Origin of the sequence: Ilyomonas limi (assembly GCF_005233845.1) — a bacterium.
Lineage (GTDB): Bacteria > Bacteroidota > Bacteroidia > Chitinophagales > Chitinophagaceae > Ilyomonas > Ilyomonas limi.
In genome coordinates this window covers 90149-111755 of sequence record NZ_SZQL01000014.1, presented here as the reverse complement: position 1 = coordinate 111755, position 21607 = coordinate 90149, and the positions used below count along the sequence as shown (strand labels likewise).

General features: G+C 40.9%; 22 protein-coding genes. 5 read left to right on the top strand and 17 right to left on the bottom strand.

Going from position 1 to position 21607, the window contains the following annotated elements; all coding sequences use genetic code 11:
- Positions 1-124 precede the first annotated feature (124 nt).
- The 3 genes from FC093_RS16680 to FC093_RS16670 all read right to left on the bottom strand — a co-directional run bounded on the left by FC093_RS16680 (position 125) and on the right by FC093_RS16670 (position 3942).
- A complete protein-coding gene (locus FC093_RS16680) occupies positions 125-1624 on the bottom strand; it encodes a sensor histidine kinase (RefSeq protein ID WP_137262941.1) in 1500 nt (499 codons plus the stop codon).
- A 6-nt stretch (positions 1625-1630) separates the two neighbouring features.
- The gene (locus tag FC093_RS16675) at positions 1631-2422 is read right to left on the bottom strand and encodes an alpha/beta fold hydrolase (protein ID WP_137262940.1); all 792 of its coding nucleotides are present in this window, start codon (positions 2420-2422) and stop codon (positions 1631-1633) included.
- A gap of 263 nt (positions 2423-2685) precedes the next feature.
- Positions 2686-3942: a DEAD/DEAH box helicase gene (locus tag FC093_RS16670; RefSeq protein ID WP_137262939.1), complete on the bottom strand. Its 1257-nt coding sequence runs from the start codon at positions 3940-3942 to the stop codon at positions 2686-2688.
- Between the two features lie 429 nt (positions 3943-4371).
- Here FC093_RS16670 and FC093_RS16665 point away from each other — a divergent pair, with 429 nt between their 5' ends.
- Positions 4372-4740, top strand: a complete 369-nt coding sequence (locus tag FC093_RS16665; RefSeq protein WP_137262938.1) for a hypothetical protein — start codon at positions 4372-4374, stop codon at positions 4738-4740.
- 40 nt (positions 4741-4780) lie between these two features.
- Here the strand turns inward: FC093_RS16665 and FC093_RS16660 are convergent, their stop codons facing one another.
- The 7 genes from FC093_RS16660 to FC093_RS16630 all read right to left on the bottom strand — a co-directional run bounded on the left by FC093_RS16660 (position 4781) and on the right by FC093_RS16630 (position 9091).
- Positions 4781-5848, bottom strand: coding sequence for a 3-oxoacyl-ACP synthase III family protein (locus tag FC093_RS16660; protein WP_137262937.1), 1068 nt, complete (start codon positions 5846-5848; stop codon positions 4781-4783).
- A 138-nt stretch (positions 5849-5986) separates the two neighbouring features.
- Complete coding sequence (locus FC093_RS16655) at positions 5987-6442, bottom strand: cold-shock protein (RefSeq protein WP_137262936.1); 456 nt, start codon at positions 6440-6442, stop codon at positions 5987-5989.
- A 264-nt stretch (positions 6443-6706) separates the two neighbouring features.
- Positions 6707-6955 carry a short-chain dehydrogenase gene (locus FC093_RS16650; RefSeq protein ID WP_137262935.1) on the bottom strand — a complete coding sequence of 83 codons (249 nt, stop codon included), beginning with the start codon at positions 6953-6955 and terminating at the stop codon, positions 6707-6709.
- Between the two features lie 86 nt (positions 6956-7041).
- Positions 7042-7293, bottom strand: a complete 252-nt coding sequence (locus tag FC093_RS16645) for a hypothetical protein (protein ID WP_137262934.1) — start codon at positions 7291-7293, stop codon at positions 7042-7044.
- 73 nt (positions 7294-7366) lie between these two features.
- Positions 7367-7660, bottom strand: a complete 294-nt coding sequence (locus FC093_RS16640; RefSeq protein ID WP_137262933.1) for a hypothetical protein — start codon at positions 7658-7660, stop codon at positions 7367-7369.
- Between the two features lie 146 nt (positions 7661-7806).
- Complete coding sequence (locus FC093_RS16635) at positions 7807-8091, bottom strand: RNA recognition motif domain-containing protein (protein WP_137262932.1); 285 nt, start codon at positions 8089-8091, stop codon at positions 7807-7809.
- A gap of 244 nt (positions 8092-8335) precedes the next feature.
- Positions 8336-9091: a fatty acid desaturase family protein gene (locus FC093_RS16630; protein WP_137262931.1), complete on the bottom strand. Its 756-nt coding sequence runs from the start codon at positions 9089-9091 to the stop codon at positions 8336-8338.
- Positions 9092-9501: 410 nt separating this feature from the next.
- Here FC093_RS16630 and FC093_RS16625 point away from each other — a divergent pair, with 410 nt between their 5' ends.
- The 3 genes from FC093_RS16625 (at position 9502) to FC093_RS16615 (ending at position 12250) form a co-directional block, all read left to right on the top strand.
- Positions 9502-9933, top strand: a complete 432-nt coding sequence (locus FC093_RS16625; protein WP_137262930.1) for a DUF1810 domain-containing protein — start codon at positions 9502-9504, stop codon at positions 9931-9933.
- A 132-nt stretch (positions 9934-10065) separates the two neighbouring features.
- Positions 10066-11073, top strand: a complete 1008-nt coding sequence (locus tag FC093_RS16620) for a nucleoid-associated protein (RefSeq protein WP_137262929.1) — start codon at positions 10066-10068, stop codon at positions 11071-11073.
- Positions 11063-12250, top strand: a complete 1188-nt coding sequence (locus FC093_RS16615; protein ID WP_137262928.1) for a hypothetical protein — start codon at positions 11063-11065, stop codon at positions 12248-12250. The genes FC093_RS16620 and FC093_RS16615 overlap by 11 nt, the downstream gene beginning before the upstream one ends.
- A 92-nt stretch (positions 12251-12342) precedes the next feature.
- Here the strand turns inward: FC093_RS16615 and FC093_RS16610 are convergent, their stop codons facing one another.
- Positions 12343-12924 (bottom strand): hypothetical protein, encoded by a 582-nt coding sequence (locus FC093_RS16610; protein ID WP_137262927.1) that lies wholly within the window; start codon positions 12922-12924, stop codon positions 12343-12345.
- Positions 12925-13069: 145 nt separating this feature from the next.
- Between FC093_RS16610 and FC093_RS16605 the strand changes: the two genes are divergently transcribed.
- Positions 13070-13528 carry a hypothetical protein gene (locus tag FC093_RS16605; RefSeq protein WP_137262926.1) on the top strand — a complete coding sequence of 153 codons (459 nt, stop codon included), beginning with the start codon at positions 13070-13072 and terminating at the stop codon, positions 13526-13528.
- A 198-nt stretch (positions 13529-13726) separates the two neighbouring features.
- Here FC093_RS16605 and FC093_RS16600 read toward each other — a convergent pair whose 3' ends face one another.
- The 6 genes from FC093_RS16600 to FC093_RS16575 form a co-directional block, all read right to left on the bottom strand.
- Positions 13727-14167 (bottom strand): RNA recognition motif domain-containing protein, encoded by a 441-nt coding sequence (locus FC093_RS16600; RefSeq protein WP_137262925.1) that lies wholly within the window; start codon positions 14165-14167, stop codon positions 13727-13729.
- Positions 14168-14544: 377 nt separating this feature from the next.
- Positions 14545-17076 carry a zinc-dependent metalloprotease gene (locus FC093_RS16595; protein ID WP_137262924.1) on the bottom strand — a complete coding sequence of 844 codons (2532 nt, stop codon included), beginning with the start codon at positions 17074-17076 and terminating at the stop codon, positions 14545-14547.
- Positions 17077-17263: 187 nt separating this feature from the next.
- On the bottom strand, positions 17264-18124 hold the full coding sequence (rfbA, locus tag FC093_RS16590; protein WP_137262923.1) for a glucose-1-phosphate thymidylyltransferase RfbA: 861 nt from the start codon (positions 18122-18124) through the stop codon (positions 17264-17266).
- 13 nt (positions 18125-18137) lie between these two features.
- Positions 18138-18680: a dTDP-4-dehydrorhamnose 3,5-epimerase gene (rfbC, locus tag FC093_RS16585; protein ID WP_137262922.1), complete on the bottom strand. Its 543-nt coding sequence runs from the start codon at positions 18678-18680 to the stop codon at positions 18138-18140.
- A 154-nt stretch (positions 18681-18834) separates the two neighbouring features.
- Positions 18835-19890: a dTDP-glucose 4,6-dehydratase gene (gene rfbB / locus FC093_RS16580; RefSeq protein ID WP_137262921.1), complete on the bottom strand. Its 1056-nt coding sequence runs from the start codon at positions 19888-19890 to the stop codon at positions 18835-18837.
- 245 nt (positions 19891-20135) lie between these two features.
- Complete coding sequence (locus FC093_RS16575) at positions 20136-21599, bottom strand: RtcB family protein (RefSeq protein ID WP_137262920.1); 1464 nt, start codon at positions 21597-21599, stop codon at positions 20136-20138.
- Between the last annotated feature and the right edge of the window lie 8 nt (positions 21600-21607).

Sequence of the window (21607 nt, the reverse complement as noted above, 5' to 3'; positions counted from 1 at the left end):
TTGTTCGTACACTAACATTTAATTGGCGGTATGGCGCTGCAAATGCAGAAGGCTTTCGGAGTGACAGCAGCATTATGCCCATGTATTTGTGATGAAATACTTACAATCCAATAACATAAACTTTTTACTCCGCCACCGGCAAATAAAAATAAAACGTAGAACCTTTGTTAATCTCACTCTCAATAAAAATGTTGCCCTTGTGCAGTTGAATAATTTCTTTGATTAAATACAAGCCAATGCCTAAGCCGGATATTTGGTTGGCGGCATCTTTTACGCGGTAGTATTTTTCAAATACATGCTTTACTTCTTCGGCAGGAATACCAATACCAAAGTCTTGTACACTTATCTTAACGGCCCGCTTATGTGGTTGCTTTTCTACGCGCAAAACAACTTCTTTTGCTCCGGGCGAATATTTAATACCATTACTTAGCAAATTAATAATCACCTGCTGTATGCGTTGCGCATCCATCCACACCTTTATATCCATATCCACATCAAAAATAAGGTGGATGTGGTGCGATGAATAATTCATGTCTGTAAGCTCTATGCACTCTAAAATGAGGTTGTACAAAGATGCTGGCGCTATTTGCAGGCTTAGTTGTCCTGCCTGTATGCGCGATACATCGAGTAAGCTGCTTACGAGGTACTGCATGTTATTAACAGCCTTAATACAACGGTTAAGAATGTTGGAAAAAAGTGGATCGGTTCTTTCCTTTTTTATAATTTGAATGTACCCTTTAAGGCTTGATAAGGGCGTTTTTAGTTCGTGACTGGCTACGCTGATAAACTCATCTTTTTTGCTTTGCAGTTCTTTTTGTTCCTGTATATTGGTGCACGAGCCAAAGAATTTTAAAACGGAAGTAGCATCATTGGTATAAGGCACCGCCCTTACCAAATGCCAGATGTAATTGCCAAAAGCATTTTTAAGCCGTATTTCCGTTTCAAAAGTGCTGCCTCCCATAATGGCATTCATCCATTGTTTAAAGCATCTTATTTTATCCGACGGATGAATTCTCTTTAATACCAGACGTTGATTAAAGTTTTTTGAAGAAAGATTGAAGTATTCGTAAAAGCGCTGGTTAGCATATTCAATTACTCCTTCGGGCGTAGCGGTAAAAATTATATCCGGCGTAAGATCGGCCAGCAGTTCAAACCGTTTCTTTTCGTTATCAGCTTCCTTCTTTGCATTCAACAGTTCCGCTTCGTACTTCTTACGATCAGTAATATCGAAAATAGTAACGTTAATTGCCCTTATGTTTTCATGCTTGTCCTTTAGTAAAACTGCATTCACCAAGGCAGGAAAAGAAGAGTGATCAGCCCGTTCGATATCAAAGTTAATTTCATTGGCATAACCCTGCATTTTAAGCAAGGGTATATACACCATTTCGTAGTAAATAGCGCCGCCTTTGGAGAGCAGATCGGTAAAGCTTTTCTTATATAAAATATCAAACTCATCATAGCGCAGCCAATTGCAGAGCGTGCGGTTAATCTTTATAATAGTGCCATCAGGATGAAAAGATAAGTAGCCGCATGGTGCGTTCATATACAGATCGTCCGTGTTAATCAGCGATGCTAAAAACTCTTTGTTTAACTCGAGCGAACTGCTATCTAATTGATTCTTCAAAAGTGTTTAAATAAAAGATTTGATGGCATTAATGGTTTCGCCGGGGGCGCTCATATGTGGGCAATGTCCTTTTGCTTTCATTAAAACCAATGTATTACCCGGCGTATGCTCTTTCATATAATAGCCAACTTCTTGCGGAGCAATAATATCATCAGCGCATTGTAAGGTTAAACTCTCAACTTTTAAGCCAGACAAGTCTTTGCGGTTATCCGACAAAAAAGTAACACGAGCAAATTGTTTGGCAATCTCTGGATCAGTAGCACAAAAGCTGTTGGCCAATTCTTCACCCAGTGCAGGACCGTTGCTGCTGCCCATAATGGCTGGTGCCAATGTTCTGCTCCAGCCAAGGTAATTACTATCCATTATTTCAAAGAGTTTCTCCAAATCTTCTTTTTCAAAACCACCGGTATAGTTTTCATCATTCAAATATCTTGGCGATGGGCCTACAAACACCAGTTTCTTAAAATATGCCGGTTTTTCCTTAGCTGCCAGCAAACCTATCATACTGCTCACGGAATGCCCCACAAAAATGACATCTTTTAAGTTCAATGCTTCGCAAATGTCCAGTATATCCTGTGCGTAACCTTGTAGTGTGCTGTAACGCGTTTTATCGTAAGCCGAGAGGTCGCTCTTGCCGGCACCTACATAGTCAAACAAGACAACTTTATAATCAGATGTAAAAGCATCGAGGATACACCGCCAGGCATTTTGGTCGCAGCCAAAACCATGAGCAAACAGCATTACTTCCCTGCCGGCACCAATAACAGTTACATTATTCCGTTTTAAAAGATTACTCATAGGTAAAACAATATTAAGATGACAAACAAAGATTGCAGATAAACAAATACAACATACAATACTGTCAGGTAAACTTATTTGGCTTATGCAAATACGCCTCGAATGATAAAACACCACCTGATTGCAGCAAATAAAGCATACTTCGTGTAACTTATTTTTTTTGGAACTTTAGTGGCTCCTGCCCCCTTAACGCCTTAAACAACCCTTAATACAAAAGGCAGTTACTCATATAACTGCCTTTTGGTTATAAAAGCTGTTTCTTTTTAAATATTCACAAGCGGTCCTCTTCTTCTGTTAAAAGTACCCTGCTTTTGCCTGTAAGAATTGTTTGAACGGTTGTTTGAATTACCATTATTAACTGCAGAAGGTCTAAACCCTTCGGAGCGCACCGGCTTGTATGGGTGCTCTTCTGCTACGGGTATAGTTTGCGCAGTAAGACGAACAATATCTTTTAAATAAACCCTCTCTTCCCTGTCGCAAAACGAAAATGCCACGCCGCTTGCACCAGCACGTCCGGTACGTCCTATACGGTGTACGTACGTTTCGGGAACATTGGGCAAATCGAAATTGATAACATGTGTAAGATTGTCCACATCAATGCCGCGGGCTGCAATATCGGTGGCTACCAATACTTTTAGCCTTCCTGTTTTAAAGTTAAGCAAAGCCCGTTGCCTTGCGCTCTGTGCTTTATCGCCGTGGATGGCATCAGCTTTTATATTAGCATTGTTCAGTGCTTTGGCTATGCGATCGGCGCCATGCTTGGTGCGGGCAAACACCAGCGAACGCGCAATGTTTTTTTCCTTAAGCAAATGCACCAGCAAAGATTGTTTGTCCTTTTTATCAACCATATACACCGCTTGGTCTATCGTTTCTACTGTAGAAGAAACAGGCGTTACTTCTATCTGCTCCGGCTGTTGCAGCAGTGCATTCGCCAGGTTTTGTATCTGCGGTGGCATGGTGGCAGAGAAAAATAAAGTTTGCTTTTGCTTCGGTAGCAGCCGGATCACCTTTTTTACATCGTTGATAAAGCCCATGTCCAGCATACGGTCTGCTTCATCCAGCACAAACATTTCAAGGTAGTCTAAGTGCACATGCCCCTGGTCTATCAGGTCGAGCAGGCGGCCAGGCGTGGCAATTAATATATCCACTCCGTTTCTTATAGAGAGTACCTGCTGTGTTTGGGGCACGCCGCCAAATATTACTTCGTGCTGCAAACCGGTATGCCTGCCATACGCTGTAAAGCTTTCGTCTATCTGTACCGCCAGTTCCCTGGTAGGGGTGAGTATAAGTCCGCGTGTGTAACGGTAGCCTTTAGTTATTTTTTCTTTAGAAAGTGTTTGCAACATGGGTATTGCAAAAGCGGCTGTTTTTCCGGTACCGGTTTGGGCACAGCCCAAAATATCTTTTCCCTGCAGGGCAACCGGTATTGCTTGCTGCTGTATGGGAGTTGGTGAAGTGTAACCTTCTGTCTTAAGCGCCTTTAATATTGGTTCAATAAGACCTAATTGTTCAAATGTCAAAATGATAAAAAATTAAATGTAATAAATACCAACGGCAATCTTGTGTGAATTGGTTCCAAAGAAAGCGTTGTGATTATTTTGTATATGCTCGTCATTCCTGTTACCTGATGAAGCTGGAGAAGAAGATAATCGAGTAGGAGTGGTTGAGTAATAACCATGCGAATGTAAGCTATTATATGGTAACATTTTGTAAAAGAATACTTTTTGCAAGCTAAAATGTACAATAACAATTTGTCTGCATGCTGGTACAGTTCATTTCCAAATGCAAAGGCCAAGAGCAGTGTAGCCAGCTCCTCTCTTTTCACCACCCGCTCTTGCAATAAATGGCACAGATACGGCGTTCGGATGTTAATTATTCATTTTCCCTGTTTTCGGCTTAATTAATGCCGTCTTTACTTAATTACCCTTAAAACAATACAAAACAGCACTATGTATGATAAACCGGTAAGCGACCAACATAAAGAATACGCCAATAAAATAGTAGGCACCTGGTACAACAGGATTCCTGATGAGATACTAACATTTTCATTTCTGGACAACTTAACAGAGGAAGCTGACCTGCTGACGCGGCTTAATGGCAAATCTACCAAAGCAACTTACAACTTAACTATTACTTTTGATGATCAATGGTATTTGCAAATATGGAGTACGGAAGGCAAAAAGAACGGAGTGTACCGTATAGAGATATTAACAGATAGTATAATGATGGTAAGCAGTAAAGAAAATAAAATAGCTACCTACCAGCGAAAGGTGGACTATGCTTTTGCCAACCAGCTTTTGGACAACTATATTGAATAAGAGGTTGTTTTTATAAGGTTAGCTTATCAACGCAACGGTGTTACATTCTGTAACATACAGCATTAATGTTCATACCGGCGCCAACTGATGCAAAAACAACTGCATCGCCTTGTTGTACAGCATGATTTTTATCTTTTCCTTTCAACACCAGGTCGTATAAAGTAGGTACAGTGGCAACAGAACTATTGCCGAGGTAATGAATGGACATTGGCATAATAGCTTCAGGTGCTTCATTGTAGCCGTACAGTTTGTACAGCGCCTGTATGATAGCTTCGTCCATTTTTTCATTTGCCTGGTGTATAAACACTTTCTTGATATCTTCTATTGCCACACCACTTTTATCTATACACTCCTTTATAGCCTGCGGTACATATTTCAAAGCATATTCATACACTTTTCTGCCTTTCATCTTCATGTACTTTATGGTGGCATCTGCATCCGGCGCATTGGATTTTCCCATATAAATATAGCCGGCTTCACCGGTGCAGTGGCTTAGTGCGCTGCCCGAAAGAACGCCGCTTTCATTTGCTTCTTTATACTCGACAACAGTAGCACCGGCACCATCACTAAATATCATACTATCACGGTCATAATTATCTATTATGCGCGATAGCGTTTCAGCTCCTATCACCAGCGCTTTCGTTGCTATACCTGCTTTAAAAAAAGCATCTGCCTGAATAATGCCCTGCACCCAGCCAGGACAGCCAAACAGTATATCATACGCAATGCAACGGGGATTAGCAATGTTCAGCAAATGCTTTACCCTGCTGGCAATTGCCGGTACGGCATCCGACTGAATACCACAGGCATCTACGTCGCCAAAGTTTTGTGCAACAATAATCATGTCCAACGTTTCCGCATCAACACCGCTATCTGCTATAGCTTCTTTTGCTGCTATGGCAGCAATATCTGAGGTGTTTAAATCTTTCGCAACATAGCGTCTTTCTGCAATGCCTGTTATTTTTCTAAACTTTTCGATGATTATCTCCGGCTCAATCTTTATCGGTTGATTATCTTCTGTATAAAAAGGTTGCTGAACGAAGTGTGCATTCGTTATTATTTCACCTGGAATATAACTTCCGGTACCGGTAATTACTGTCCTGAACATGAGGCTGACAAGAATTTTTTTGTAGTAACAATTGTATTAAAGTGTTACAAAAGCCCACACCTGAAGCATGGAAAAGAGGAAAGAATGAAAACAGACTTTCGTGTTTGTTGGGATAAAGCATAGCAAGCCAAGTGCAGACTATACTATCTTTTTCACATTAATTGCATTTAGCCCTCTGTGCCCCATTTCCACTTCGTAAGTTACCTTATCATTCTCCTTTAACGGGCCGGATAGCTGGTTTATATGTACAAAAGCACTCTCGCCTGTTTGCCCGTCTTTTACAAAGCCAAAGCCTTTGGAACCATTGAAAAATGTAACGATGCCTGTTCGCTCGGGGTTTTCAGCTTCTGTTTCCTCATGCTTGGGCACGCCAATCTGCATATCTTCCGCATTAAATAGTTTTTTCTTTTTAGGGTCGGGCGGAGAAGAGGAAAGATTTCCGTTTTCATCCACGTACGCCAGCATATCATCCAGGCTTTTTCCTTTTTGTGCATTTGCTTTTCGCTCCTGCATTTTCTCTGCTTTATCCTCGCGCTGCCGTATTCTTTGCTTTTCTTTTTCTCTCTTCTGGTGTGTTTGCTGAGATCTACCCATCGTTTCTTTCTATGTTTGATTAGCTATAAAGGTCGCTTTTTATTTTCAAAATGAAGAAAATAATTGGAATACATAACAAATGATTAGGGTTGATAAATGCGCTTTTGCTCATGCCCGGCATTAAGAAAACAACTACTTAATAGCGGTTCTTTTTTGTCTTTTCGCGCCTCTGTTGGTGCTCTTCACCAACAGATAAATATTTGCCGGTGAAGGACACCGGCACACTGAAAAAGGCATATAGTAAACCAATAATAAAAGCTATAGTTATTCGGCTTTCAGTCTGGTAAAATCAGACCCGTTGTAAATACGCGACAGTCCCATGTCTTTCGTTTTTTTCCAGTCTTCTATTCTGGCTTCGGTAATAATACGCCATAGATTTTTCGACTTCAGGTCTTCAAAATCGCTCGTATTCACGAACATGCCTCGTATTGCATTTCGTTTTTTAAAGTTAATGTCAATTACTTTCGATAATGTTTTTGAAGTAAGAAATTGTTCTATTTGCTCGTTTGTCATATAATAATTTTGATAAAATATATGGTATAACGTTTTTGTACCTTATTTCCTGCCACTCCGTGTCGGGCAGCTTTTCGTACTGTTATTTATAATTTATTAGGGTATTGTGTAAAATAAATCAGCTTGTCTTTAATGACCGCTTTGATGGCTGCAGTTAAATCTGCCGAAGAAGATACTTCCGTAATATCCGTTTGCCCCGTGCGCTTTACAAAATTGATGAAGGTTTCCTGCTGGTCTGCAAAAACTACATAAAATTCTATCCGGTTATTTATTGTACTTTTCCACGAAGTAACATCTATCATCACTTCTTTTCCTTTATAATTTATGGAGAATTTCACAGTATAGTTTTATTACAAAGTATTTCTTATATACTCAATCGTAGCTTTATACATACTACTTTGTTTAAAACAATCAAACAGCTTCGAGGTTAAAAATCTGCAAATGCTTTCCCCTTAGCCATTGCAATACCGATATCTCGCTTTTCGCCTCCAGCGGTAATTCTTTTTGAATCAGGCATTCAATTTTTTGTGCCTGCGCAATAGTGAGTTTATCTATACAACAATCAAAAAGATTGATGATATGCAACATGCAATTACCGCTAAAGCGGTCGAAACGCTTACGTGTGGGACCATCCGACAGCAGGTTATTACTATCATTGCCCCAAACATAATCGCCCGCCAACAGGTGTTCTTTAATAATCCGCATACAACTGGTGTTTTAAAATTTTTACATAGTTAGCAGCATAATATCCTGATTGATTGCAGCCGACAGTTACATAACTGAAAGCCATAGCATGGCGCTATTAAGGAATGTGAAAAAGAGTAAGTTTACTCTTTTTCACATTCCTGCTTTTAATAGAATTTCCGCTTATTGAATGTTCCGCTGCCGGAATTTTCTTTTGGCCTTGCTACTGTTACTGATAAAGCCCTGCCATCTACCATAGCCCCATTGAGCTTGCTGATAGCTTCGTTGCCGGCATCATCGCTGGACATTTCTACAAAGCCAAAACCACGGCTTCTGCCGGTTTCACGGTCCGTAATCACTTTTGAAGAAGTTACTTCTCCGTAGGGCGTAAAAAAATCTTTCAGGTCATTGCTTTCTACCTGAAAGCTTAAGTTGGAAACAAAGATGTTCATCTTGTATTTGATTGGTAATGAATAAGAATTTGAGAAAGGTACGAAGTAAAGAAAGTAACTTATAGGGGCAAAAGCCTGTATTAGAATTATTTAATTACGATGTGCAGTGCTCAAATGATTGCTCTAAAGGTACTATTTATGATTGATTTAGGCTGATTTATTTTATCGATGCAGTTTGCCAGGCGCCAGAATTAGTAAAGCGCATGTCTTTAAAGTATAACCAAAAATGATTGCAGCTGATAAATTAATGCCTGACCGGAACCGGTATTACTGGTATTAATTTGATAACACCTATCTTGTTCAACGCACGCATAATAAGGTAGGTAGTATCAAACTCATACCATTTACGCGCAAAGTTGGCGTTGTCTTTATCGTAGTGGTGATTGTTCTGAAAAAGTTCGCCCATCAGCAGTACACCAAAAGGTGTTGAGTTTTTGGAATGATCGCCATTCTTATAATTGCTATAACCATATTTATGACCACACCAGTTAACTATAGCACCCTGGATTGGCCCCATTAAAAAATGTATCGGCAACAACAAAAACCACCATGCACTTGGAGCAAAAAGGATATAAAAAGTAATATAAGCCGCGCCAAATACGCCCCTTGTAAGTATATGGTGGCCAAAGCGGTCGAGTTTATGCCAAACAGGTAGGTACTCAGATGTGAATTGTTGCTCCGGCAGTTTTTTGCCGGTATTAAAAGCTCTGAATATTTTAGCGGTATTCCACATCATTTGCCATATATCGTTAAAAAAATGTGGCGAGTGTGGGTCTTTCTCCGTATCGCTGTACTCGTGATGCATACGGTGCATTACACCATACGCTCTTGGTACCAGATAAGAGGAACCCTGTACAAACCAGGTAAGAAAATAAAAGGTTTTTTCCCATCCTTTGCTGATGGTGTACATTTGATGAGAAGCATAACGGTGAAGGAAAAAAGAATGAAAGAAGAGCGATAGAAACCAATGCAAAAAGAAAAATAACAGAATAAAAATCATGAATACATTTTAAAATAACAGAAGGAACGAAAGGTAGTCTTTATTATCGCCTTATACTGCCAACCAAATGCGACTTAACTAACCATTAGGCTTTTGCATTGCTGTATGTATGGTACTATAAGCTCGTCCAACAGTCGTAGCTTACTAATATAGAACATACTTCTCCATACCGAATGTGATTTTCATTTAAATAGTTAAGATTGCTTATTTTTAAGACAATGAATATACGCCGATAAGTAGTATTTTAAAAAATGCTTTATTCCCCTAATAATAAAAATTGATTTACTTTCATCCGTAATGTATAGTCTTAAAACACCTATTGCTTGCAACTTCACTGCATTTTAAAAGAATGCAGTAACTTCATGTTGGTATTTTTTATGCTACCCAACACCCTATGAAATAACTAAACCATGACAAGAAATCCCAACCTGCAACGTTTTATAGATGCACAGCGAAGAGACTACGACATTGCTTTAGCAGAAATTAAAAATGGGAGAAAAAGAAGCCACTGGATGTGGTATATTTTTCCACAAATACAAGGACTGGGCTTTAGCGAAACATCACAGTATTATGCCATTAAAGACAAAACAGAAGCAATATCCTTTTTAAAACATCCCTTATTAGGTACCAGATTAATTAATATTTGCCAGGAACTACTTTGGCTCAAGGGCAATAATGCAACAAACATATTTGGCTACCCCGATGATGTAAAATTAAAATCATCTATGACTTTATTTGCCGCTTTACCCAATGCAGATCCGGTTTTCCAGGCTGTCTTAAACAAGTTTTTCAACGGCCAAAAAGATGAAAAAACAGTGCAAATATTGAAAACACAAGATTAGCATAGATTATAATTTTAATGTTTTCTTCTGCACCTATTAGCACTACTGCCTTCATAAATTATTAACTCACAAGAAAAAATTTCATTTGTGGCAATAATTTTGCTAAATTTGTTAGCAAACAATATCTGCCTTATGAAAGTGAAGAATATGGTGATCCACAAACTGGAAAAGAAACAAGGCGAACAAGCTAACCTCACCACAGCCGCCAAACAACTGCCTATTACCTGGGTGCACCAGCATTTTATGAGCGAGGTAAAACAGGTGTATTACAACAAGTCCAATCCCATTTATGGCTCGTTCGATGCGGCGCGCGACAGCTATCCGTACCAAACGTTTTTGTGCAATTATTTAAGTGGCAACATCAGCTTTTACGATTTTACCATCAAAGCCGTTATACATTTTGAAAATATCATCAACGAAGTGGCTCTGGCAACCGGCGGCTATGTACTGTTTTGCCATTTTGAAATGGGCGAAGACTTTGTTGCCGTAATTGTGCTGAACGATAAGGAAAGCTATATCATCAACGACAACCTGGATGTGAATGCCAATGCGCGCCTCGATATAGAAAAGCTGGATGTAGCTAACTTTACCAACTGCTGCAAATGGAACAGCGGCGAAGAAATATATCTTTCTTTTACGCGGGGTAAAAAAGAAATCTCCAACTATTTCAGGCGTTTTATTGGCTGTACCGATTATGCTTCGGCAAGAGAATCGTCGCTGAATTTGAAGCGGGCAATCAATGATTATTTGTACCAAAACGGCTACACCATTGAGCAAACAGAGCAAATAAAAGAATTGGTATTTGCTTATTGCGAGCAGCAAATGAAAGCCAGGGAAGATATACAACTGAGCTTTGTGGCGTATTTAATTAATCAGCATGCACCTGAAAACTTTACTGCTTTTGCCCAGGCAGAAAAATACCAGGTGAGTGCTTTCTTCAAAGGACACAACACGTTGAAGAGCCTTAAATATTATTCGTACAATAGTAAAGAACTGACCATTATTTTTGACAGCAAATTGCTGGGCAATACGGTGGTGTATGATGATATAAAAAACAATTTATTGATTAAAAATATACCAGACCATTTAAAACATCAGTTAACCAAAAAGCTTCCAATATCGGAAAGCGATGAATCGTAACAAGGACTTAGACCTTCTTATCCATATCAGGCAACAATTAGTGCAGCCTCGCTACGATGAGGGCGAGCTGAGCGGGCATCTTATGCCTGCTTCCAAGGCTATAGAAGAGCTGAAAATGTTGGCTGCATCGGGGCTTACTGATGACTTTGTATTGCTTAATGGAGAATATATTCCGCTGGATAAACTGGATGGCGGAGACGAGCCACAATCTGCCACTACAACAAAAATTCCGGTTGTTCTGTACACCAAAAACCTGCAACACTGCTGCTATTACGAAACAGTAAATGAATTTTTGGAAGACAATTCTTATCAATATCCAGCCTTTCTTTTTTACATTCAGGAGTTGCATTTCTTATCTGCTGACCAAGCCGACCCGGCAGTAATAGAACAATATAAGGATGTTTTGAAATTTATTGAGCTGCTGGTTTTCATCTCCGATTATGTGATAGACAACATTGGCGAGCCGAAAGAAATAGTGTTATTTGCAAAAAGAAAGCTGAATATTGTAATACAATACAACCAAAACGATTTGCGGCGCATTGCTTATTTATATCAACTCCATACACAACTGTACGAAGCGCACGACAAAGAAGAGCGCAAAAGTATTTTTACAACAGAAGTAATTTCGTTTTTATTCCCTTTTCCTCCATACGAACGCTTTAGCAAGTTATTGTCTTCGCTGGATGCCGTATATGACAATTATCTGAAAAGTCATTTGCTATATGTAGAAAAATTTTCTTACCACGATTTAAAATCGAAAGTAGATAAAGACAAGCTGGAGTACACGAAGAAAATTTATGCTACGGTCAACGATATACAATCGAGAATGATTGCAGTGCCCGCAGCATTTCTGCTGGTATTGGCACAGTTTGATTTTGTTGACACATGGAGCATTAAAAATATTCTTATTGCCATTGGCGCATTGCTTTTTAGCATCCTGCTCGAAGTACTATTAAAAAACCAGTTTGGCGTGTTGCATTATGTAGAGCGGGAAGTGTTACAATTCAAATCCGAACTCAGCAATTCAAGCACCAGCATAGATCTATCCGAATTTACGAAGTCCTTTGCCCACCTGCAATCTATTGCCAATAAGCAGCGTGTTTACCTGTGGATATTCCGCATCATCGTGTGGTCGGTTCCGTTGACTGCAATTATTTTATTCTTTTGCAAAAAATAATAAAGGCACACCAAAATGGAGTGCCTTTAACGGGTGTAAGGAATAGGGTGAAAAAACAGGGTGAACAGGGTTGAAATGCAGGGGTTAAATCATTATTGAATTGGCGCTTTAAATTCGCCTTCGGTAAATACTTTTTTGTTGTCGCCATTGCCTTCATTGTCGTAGAATGTACCGCTGAAAGTACCTTTTACATACTTATCTGTCATCTCCGTGATTTTGATTGTAAATGGTGCAGTTTCATCCAAATGCACGCCGCCATAAAAAATGCCTAAATCATCAGCACGGTTTTGTGGTGCATATACGCCCAAAATAAAGTATGTATCGTGCTCGCCTTCGGTGTATTCGCCGGCAGTTGCATCTTCTGCAGAATAAACCAACAAATCCACTTCATCGGTTGATCCACCACCTTTTATACCTTGAATCTGAAGCATGTGTGTGCCTTCATCTACAACACGCATTGCTTTAACGCTGCCTGTATAATTTAATGCTGCACCATCCATTTTCGTTTTTACATAATAGCTCTCTGTAGGCGGAGGCGTTCCGCCACCATTATCACCACCACCATTGTTGCCACCGCCAGGGTTAGCAGGTTTATCGGTATGCTTGCTGCACGATGCGAGCAAACCAATTAATAATACGAATGTCAATACACGGAATAGGGTTGTCTTTTTCATGTCTGCTTATGTTTGTTTTTTTGTTTGTTTATGATGCAAAAATATAAGCAGCAGCAGGCGAAGGAAATAGCATAAATATGTGAGATTGGCAACTATCCGATGCAACGGTTTTTAAGTTGTAGGAAACATAATTTAAAGGTGTGTCATGAAATATTTTATTGTAATAATTTGTCTTGGAGCCATCAGCATTTTTTGGGGTAGCTGCAAAAAAGATGTAGGCACAAATGCTGTTATCAGCGCCACTTCTATTATTGGCACCTGGGAGTTAAGACAAGCACAGAATGGAATGATTCCAACCGTAACATACCCAGCCGGAAATGGGAACACTTTTAAGTTTTCAGATTCAACATATGAAAAATATTCGAGTGGAAGTTTAATTGCAAGCGGGCATTATATACTAATCAGGGATACTTCTGTTGAAACCGAAGTAGGTTTGCTAATCCCGCCCGGACAATTTACTAACAGAATAATTTTTGATAGTGATTTCACATCCCGTAAAACATTCATTGATGTTTCAAACAATAAGCTGACTTTTCTTTCCGGCTACTTTCCGCTTGATAGCGGTTCTAATATCTTATATAAAAGAATAGAGAACAGGCACTAATGAGTACTTGCCCAAAAGCGGCAAACTAAGAATAGTTTGATATTTATTCTTAATCAACATTTGACTAACTTACCAGGCAGACGGAAAATACTAATGCTGGTACATCGGCAAGCTTTTGAGCAATAAGCGTTGCCTATTAAATAAAAAACCCTCGCATCAGGCGTGGGTTTTTGCATACTAAGTAAGTTGCAGGTAAAATTAATAGCGTTTATTATACCGATCGTCGTTATCTCTTCTGTTGTAGCCTCCTCTGTCGCCACCACGGTCATCGCCACCACGCGGATTGTTATAACCGCCGCCGCTGTTGCCACGCGGGTTGTAGCCACCACTGCGTGGAGAGTTATTAAACCCACCACTCCGGGGAGCGCTGTTATAACCACCCGTAGATGGACGGCTCTGTTGCGGCTCGGCCTCTTTCACCGAAATTCTTTTTTTACCAAGCACCACATTATCGAGGGTAGCAATTGTTTCTTTTGCTTCTTCTTTATTTGGCATATCCACAAAACCAAAGCCTTTGCTCTTGCCGGTGTTGCGGTCGGTAATAACTCTGGCGGAAGCTACTTCGCCATACAATTCAAACATCTCTTTGAGATCAACTTCGTCAAAGTCGGTAGATAAACCGGCAATAAATAACATCATGATTTTTAGTATTTTTTATTATTGGATTCCTGTTTTCAAAAAGTAAAGATACGGGTAACATTATTCTCTATACAACTATTAGCATTTTATATTTTAAATGATATAAAGGCAGTACCACACCTGCTTTCGGGCATGTAAAATCACATGTAGGTGACGTGATATTCATTTATCCTTAGCGTTTAAAATAATGTGAAAATACTTTCGTGCTTTATATTTTTATGGAACAACCTACAGCATACAATTCAGCTTCCATTGCGCTATATAAAAGCTACGCAAGATATCAAATACTACTTTATTTATCTTAAATCCTTTGTGCAACTTAGTGTTCTTAGTGCTTTTGCTGTTTAGAAAACTATTGCAAATAATAAACCGTAAAATTAATTAACCAACAATTGCTGCGTAAATGAGCCTTTGTCCCATTTCACCTTTATTATATATACACCTGCGGCAAGTCTGGCAGCAGGTACCTGTATTACTTCTCCTGCCGTTACTAAAGCAGCCGTGGTAGTATAAACAATTCTACCTGCTGCATCCGTAAGCACAATAGCAGCATGGACAGCATTTTGATTCAGCCTGATATTTACTACATTTCTCACAGGGTTGGGATATACCGCAACTGCAAGTACGTTGCTTATGTCAATCGCAGCAATACTCGAGTAATGGCTATTATTGTTATCATCTACCTGCCTGATGCGGTAATAATTAACGCCCGCAACCGGCATTACATCTTCAAAGCTGTATAATTGATTGCCTGCAGCCACTGTGCCAATAGTAGTATAATGAATGCTATCACTGCTTCTTTCCACTGCAAAGCTGCTGTTTGTTTCATTAGCCGTGGTCCATTGCAGCAACACGCCACCAGGGCTTTTATTGGCCGAAAAAGACAACCAGGCAATGGGTATAACTATTGGAGTAACGCTAAGGTCGGCATTGGAAATGTCGAAGAAAATATTGTTTGCTGCTTTTACGCGGATGCGTCCTTTGCTAATAGCTTGGTTGGGCACCAGCACCGTTTCACTGCCATCGTTGGGTGTATTAGCTGCAAGTGTTATCGGGAAAGTGTAGCCGCCATCGGTTGAAAGCTGGATGCTAACGCTACTGCATTTGATGCGGACGTTAGTAGTATTCGCTACATTCCAGGTAATGGCTACCTGGCTGTTGCCCTTCCAGGATGTAGCACTATCAAGACCAGTTACTACAAACGGGCCGGCAGTGCTATCTACTGTTACCTTCATATCATCGCTGTTGTTGCTGCCGCCACCTGCGTGGTTATCCCGCACCGTAAACCTGAAATGTAAATCTCTGCTTACAGCAGGTAAAGCTTCCCACTTCCACTTTGTTTTGCCAGACAGTATGGTGTCTATTACCGGGAATGTGCGGCTTTTTGAAGAAGAATAAGCAAACGACCGGAACACAGGACCGGCAGTAGAAGTAGGCTTGGGATACTCATTATAGCCCTTAGTTAAGGCATCCATTTGCTCCCAGGTATAGCTGAGTACATCTGCTGCATCCATGTCTGCCGCATTGCCGGTAAGTATAAACGGTGTAGCAGCAGGAATAACATAATCAGCAGCTGCATCAGCGGTTGGCGTATGGTTGTTGGTACGCTGTAATACCGGTCCCGGCTGTCCATCAATACTTTTAATATAATCAGTCACCTGCTGTATGCTAACGGCATGAAAATAATCATCGCTGTTCGGCTGCACATCGGTAGCGCCCGTGGTGCCTGCATAGCCCATAATGGTAGAGCCGCTACCCGGTTCTACTTGCGCACCGGTGCCTTCATCCTCATAATCAAATGTATGGGTGGCTCCAAACTGATGACCAATCTCATGCGCCCAAAAGTCCACTACAAACGGATCACCGGCTACCTGGTTGTAGCCGGTAACAGCAGTGCCTTTGGTAGCCGAATCGCACACGCAGCCAATGCAGCCGGCATTGCCACCGGTATTCATGCCCATCAGCAGGTGCCCGCAATCGTAGTTGCTGTTGCCAATGTATTTATCTAATGTTTTTTTACATTGTATATTCCACTTGCCATTGTCGTATCCGGTAGCAGTATTATCATCAAAAGGATCGCTCTTGCTGTCTAAAAAAATAATCGTGTCTTCGTTGTCCACATAGTTCAGGTGCACGTTAAAATCCCTTTCAAAAATGCCATTGATGCGGGTGAGGTCAGTTACCAATGTGCTTAATACGCTTAACTTTTTCTCTGCATCCGTTGTTTCTGTTCCATTAAGGCAAAGCTGAGAAAACTGTCCGCCCACGGTTACTGCAAAACGGTAAGTCCTTAAGATATTATCATCGGCATTTTTGCCGGTAACAGTGTTTTGTTTTTGCGCAGTAGCACCCTTTTTTACTGCACAGGTAAAAGCAGTTGTATGCTCAGCCAGCGTATCCCGGTCAAATACTACGTACAAACCTTTACTTTTATCTGCAGGATTGATGTAAATGGCTTTGCGTGTGCCGGATAATATCATGGCATGAAAGCCTTTGGGCGTAATATCAAAGCGGATGGTAGCAGAAGGATCGTCTATACCTTGCCCGGCGTATGATTTCAACTGCGGATACTTGGCAGCCAGCGCAGCCGACATTACCGGGGATTCCACTATTTTAAAACGCTCTGTTTCGCCTTTTGCATTAGGTATGCTAATAATAAAAGGAGAATTTTTAATTGCAACATTTTTAGCTGCAGGTGCAGTCATCAGGGATTGTCTTAATGCATCCTCTGCCAATCGGAATGTTTTATGCGCTTGCGGAACAAAAACCGGCTGATTATCAGTCATCTCACTTCGTTGCCATGCACTGTTACTCACTGCCGACCAGAAGCTGTTCTTTTTCTGTGCAAGTAATTGCTGATGGATGCATAGTGCAGCCATCCATACAAGGAGTAGAACTTTTTTGCTCACGCTGTGTTTATTTGACCGATATTGGAAATGGATTGGAATGGAAAAGCAATGAAGAGAAATAGCGGATGATGTTGATTATATTACACTCACATTTGATTATTTTTTAAATATGGCAAAGACACGGAATAACTTATAAAGTAAGGCTTTCTTTTTCTGTGCTTATCCGTGCCATCTGTGAGCAGCAAAATTATTTTCCTATCTGTTTCAGGTAAGTACCATAGCCGCTTTTAGCATACAACTCTGCCTGTTGCATCAACTGATCGTAATTAATAAAGCCCATGCGATAAGCTACTTCTTCAATACAGCCAATCTTAGTGCCTTGTCTTTTTTCTATCACGCGCACATATTCGGTAGCATCGCTCAGCGAATCGAAAGTACCGGTATCGAGCCAAGCATACCCACGGTTCATCACCCCTACATGCAGACTGCCACGCTCTAAGTACACCTTATTTACATCAGTTATCTCGTATTCGCCACGTAGAGAAGGCGCAATATTTTTAGCAATATCCACTACTTCATTATCATAAAAATACAAACCCGGCACTGCATAGCGGCTCTTGGGCTTGGCAGGTTTCTCTTCGATAGACAAAGCTGTGAAATTTTCATCAAAATCTACTACGCCATAACGCTCAGGGTCGCTTACTTCATACGCAAAAATAGCCGCGCCGTTTACATCATTAAAAGACTGCAAAAGCTGACTTAATCCTGCACCATGAAAAATATTATCGCCCAATACCAATGCTACTTTATCATTACCTACAAACTGTTCCCCTATTACAAACGCCTGCGCCAGTCCGTTGGGCTTTTCCTGCACCGCATACGAAAAAGAACAGCCAACAGCCGAGCCATCGCCCAGCAAACGATGGAATTGTGCGGAGTCTTCGGGTGTGGTAATGATAAGTACCTCGTTGATGCCTGCCAGCATTAATACGGATAAGGGATAATAGATCATCGGCTTATCATACACCGGCATTATCTGCTTACTGATGCCTTTGGTAATAGGATACAACCGGGTGCCGGAGCCGCCGGCGAGTATAATACCTTTCATGTACAATTGGGTTTTATGAAATGTCTTTGAGTAATGGATTCACTAAATCTTTTTCGGATAATATCAATTCTTCTGCCGGCAATTTCCAATCTATATCTAATTGCGGGTCGTTGTACATCAATCCGCCTTCGGCTGCTTTGTTATAAAAATTATCGCATTTATAAAAGAAAACAGCGACATCGCTCAGCACTACAAAGCCATGCGCAAAACCGCGCGGAATAAACAACTGCGTATTGGATTCATCACTCAGTTCGATGCTAAAATGCTGCCCGTAAGTAAGTGAATCTTTGCGCAAATCAACAGCTACATCCAGCACGCTGCCCTGCAGCACGCGCACCAGCTTTGCCTGTGCTGCATCGCCTTTTTGAAAATGCAACCCGCGCAACACACCTTTTACCGAAGAAGACTGATTATCCTGTATAAAATGAACATCCAAGCCTGTTAATTCTGCAAATTTTTGCTGGTTAAAACTTTCAAAGAAATAGCCGCGGTTGTCTTTAAAAACAGTGTTATGAATGATATAACAATCCTTAAGCGGCGTTTGTTCTACTCTCATGAAATTATATTTAGCTGCGGGCATATTTAAGCATACAGCTTTGTATTCTTTATTAATTCCTGTAATTCTAATATTTTCAGAAAAGCTCACAGCCCGTAGCTAACAACTCGCCGCTTGCTTCCTGAACCTTGTTACTTCTCTTAATCCTTGCAGCTTACCTGTGACTATATTGTTCTTCGTAGTAATGCTGGTAATTGCCTGAAGTTACATGCTTTAGCCATTCCGTATTATCCAGGTACCAATCTATGGTTTGGCTTAAACCTTCTTCAAAGGTTACGCTTGGCTTCCAACCCAGTTCTTTATTGATTTTAGTAGCATCTATTGCATAGCGCAGGTCGTGCCCCGGACGATCTTTTACATATGTTATCAACTGCTCGCTTGCGCCCGGCTGGCGTCCAAGCTTTTCATCCATCAGCTTGCACAACAGTTTTACCAAATCAATATTTTTCCATTCATTAAAACCACCAATATTATAGGTCTCGCGGTTTTTGCCCTCATGAAAAACAAGATCAATGGCGCGGGCGTGGTCTTTTACAAACAACCAGTCGCGTGTATTTTCACCTTTACCATACACCGGCAAAGGCTTTTTATTGATGATATTATTGATGAATAATGGAATAAGTTTTTCGGGAAAATGATTAGGACCATAATTATTGCTGCAATTGGTAACCACCACCGGTAAGCCATAGGTTTCGGCGTAAGCACGCACAAAGTGGTCGGAGGAAGCCTTGCTGGCTGAGTAAGGCGAGTTGGGCGCATACGGTGTTGTTTCGGTAAACATACCCTCATCGCCCAATGTACCATATACTTCATCGGTAGAGATATGGTAGAAACGATGACCGGAATAGTCGGGCTTCCAGTATTCTTTGGCAGTATGCAGCAGGTTTACAGTGCCGATTACATTGGTATAAATAAAATCGAGGGGCGCTACAATGGATCTGTCTACATGGCTTTCGGCAGCCAAATGGATCACATCAGTAACATTATATTTTTCAAAAACACCCTTAACCGCTTCCGCATCCAGAATGTTTACTTTTTCAAAATAATAATTGGGTTTGTCTTCAATATCTTTCAGATTTTCGAGATTGCCTGCATAAGTAAGCGCATCGAGGTTGATAATAGTGTAATCGGGGTATTTATTAACAAACAACCTGACTACATGCGAGCCGATAAAGCCGGCGCCGCCGGTAATAATGATTTTTTTAGACATTGGGTAAATGCTTTTTGTTCTTGCTGCGCAAAAATTCCGGGCAAAATAAACGTCTTTTTGCAGAAATAGAGGCAACAATGGCTTATAATAATATTAGAAGGATAAGAAAAGGCTTAATTTTTACAATCTATTATGGCAGTTGCATTGCCAGGCATACACAAGATAGGTGATGCGTAATAGGGTTTTAAATAATACTACAGCTTAGCAAAACAAAAGTCCCGCCCCGGTAAAGAACAGTATTTTTCCTATTCACCCTCTACATACGTATCCCCTTTTTCAGGTTGCAGCTTATTTTTTCCTTTGTGCGGAGCGCCATCCATCTTTACTATTTTGGGGTAAAACAACCCTACAGTTTGCACCAGGTTTTGCTGCGCATTCATTACATCGTAAATGTTTTTATAGGCAAAAGGCGCTTCGTCCAGTCCGCCACCAATGAGCTTTACACCCTGCTTTTGCAACTCTTCTTTCAAAGCATTTTGCGTAATGCTTTTGATGGCTGCCGTACGGCTCATTCTTCTGCCTGCACCATGCGATGCCGAGTTGATAGCAGCCGCTTCGCCCAAGCCTTTTACGATAAATCCGGGTGCAGTCATACTGCCGGGAATAATACCCAGCACATCTTTACCGGCAGGGGTAGCACCCTTGCGGTGCACAATTACTTCTTTACCTTCATACCGCTCTTTCCATGCAAAGTTGTGGTGGTTCTCTACCATTGCCAGTGGCTGACGTCCCAATTGTTTTGCAATTTTTGTATGAATTACGTGATGATTGGCAGAAGCATAATCACCTGCAAGGTTCATTGCCATCCAGTATTGAATGCCTTCTTCCTCGTTTAAATCGAACCACGAAAGATTAACAGCCTCCTTAGGCAGTTTACGTTTTTCCTTAGCCATTTTTGTAAAATGGTTAGCAATGTTTGCACCTAATCCGCGTGAACCGGAGTGCGACAGTAAGCCAAGATACACACCCGCTTCCAAACCTAGTGCCTCATCTTTATGCGGTATTTCCACTATGCCAAACTCTACAAAATGATTACCGGAGCCCGACGAGCCTAATTGCTTTTCTGCCTTGCTTTGCAGCCCCTTTACGAAAGGTATTTCGTTAAACACGGGGCTGTCCAGCACTTCATCATAAGATGTTTTGGAAAACTCCTTACCGGCACCAAACAATGTAGCTTCATTTAATTCTCTTGTAAAGTAAGCCTCACGGTTAGTTAATTCTTTGGGGTTAATGTCAAACACACTGAGGCACATACGGCAGCCAATGTCCACGCCTACGCCGTAAGGAATGACCGAATTTTCGGTTGCCAGTACGCCGCCAATAGGTAAGCCGTAGCCGCTGTGGGCATCGGGCATTAAGGCACCGGCGATGCTTACCGGCAGCTTTGCGGCAGCATGCATTTGCTGCAAAGCACTCTCTTCTATATATTCGGCACCAAACACATTAAAATGCACGCCATTGTTTAAGAGTGCTATTTCATCGCCTGCTGTTTTTTCTTTGGGCAATAACAGTTTTGCAATGGGACTTAATGTTTCGTCTTCTATAAACATAGCAGGCTCGGCAAGGATGTTTTTCAATGCCGTTAATGCTTCTTCTTTTCTACGGTGTTTATATTGCTTTTCCATCACATTCATTGCCACGCTTATTACCGGGCCTTCGGGGTAGCCGATGGCTCTTAATTCTTTGCCGGTTAAATGTAGTTTTGCCATGCTGTGTT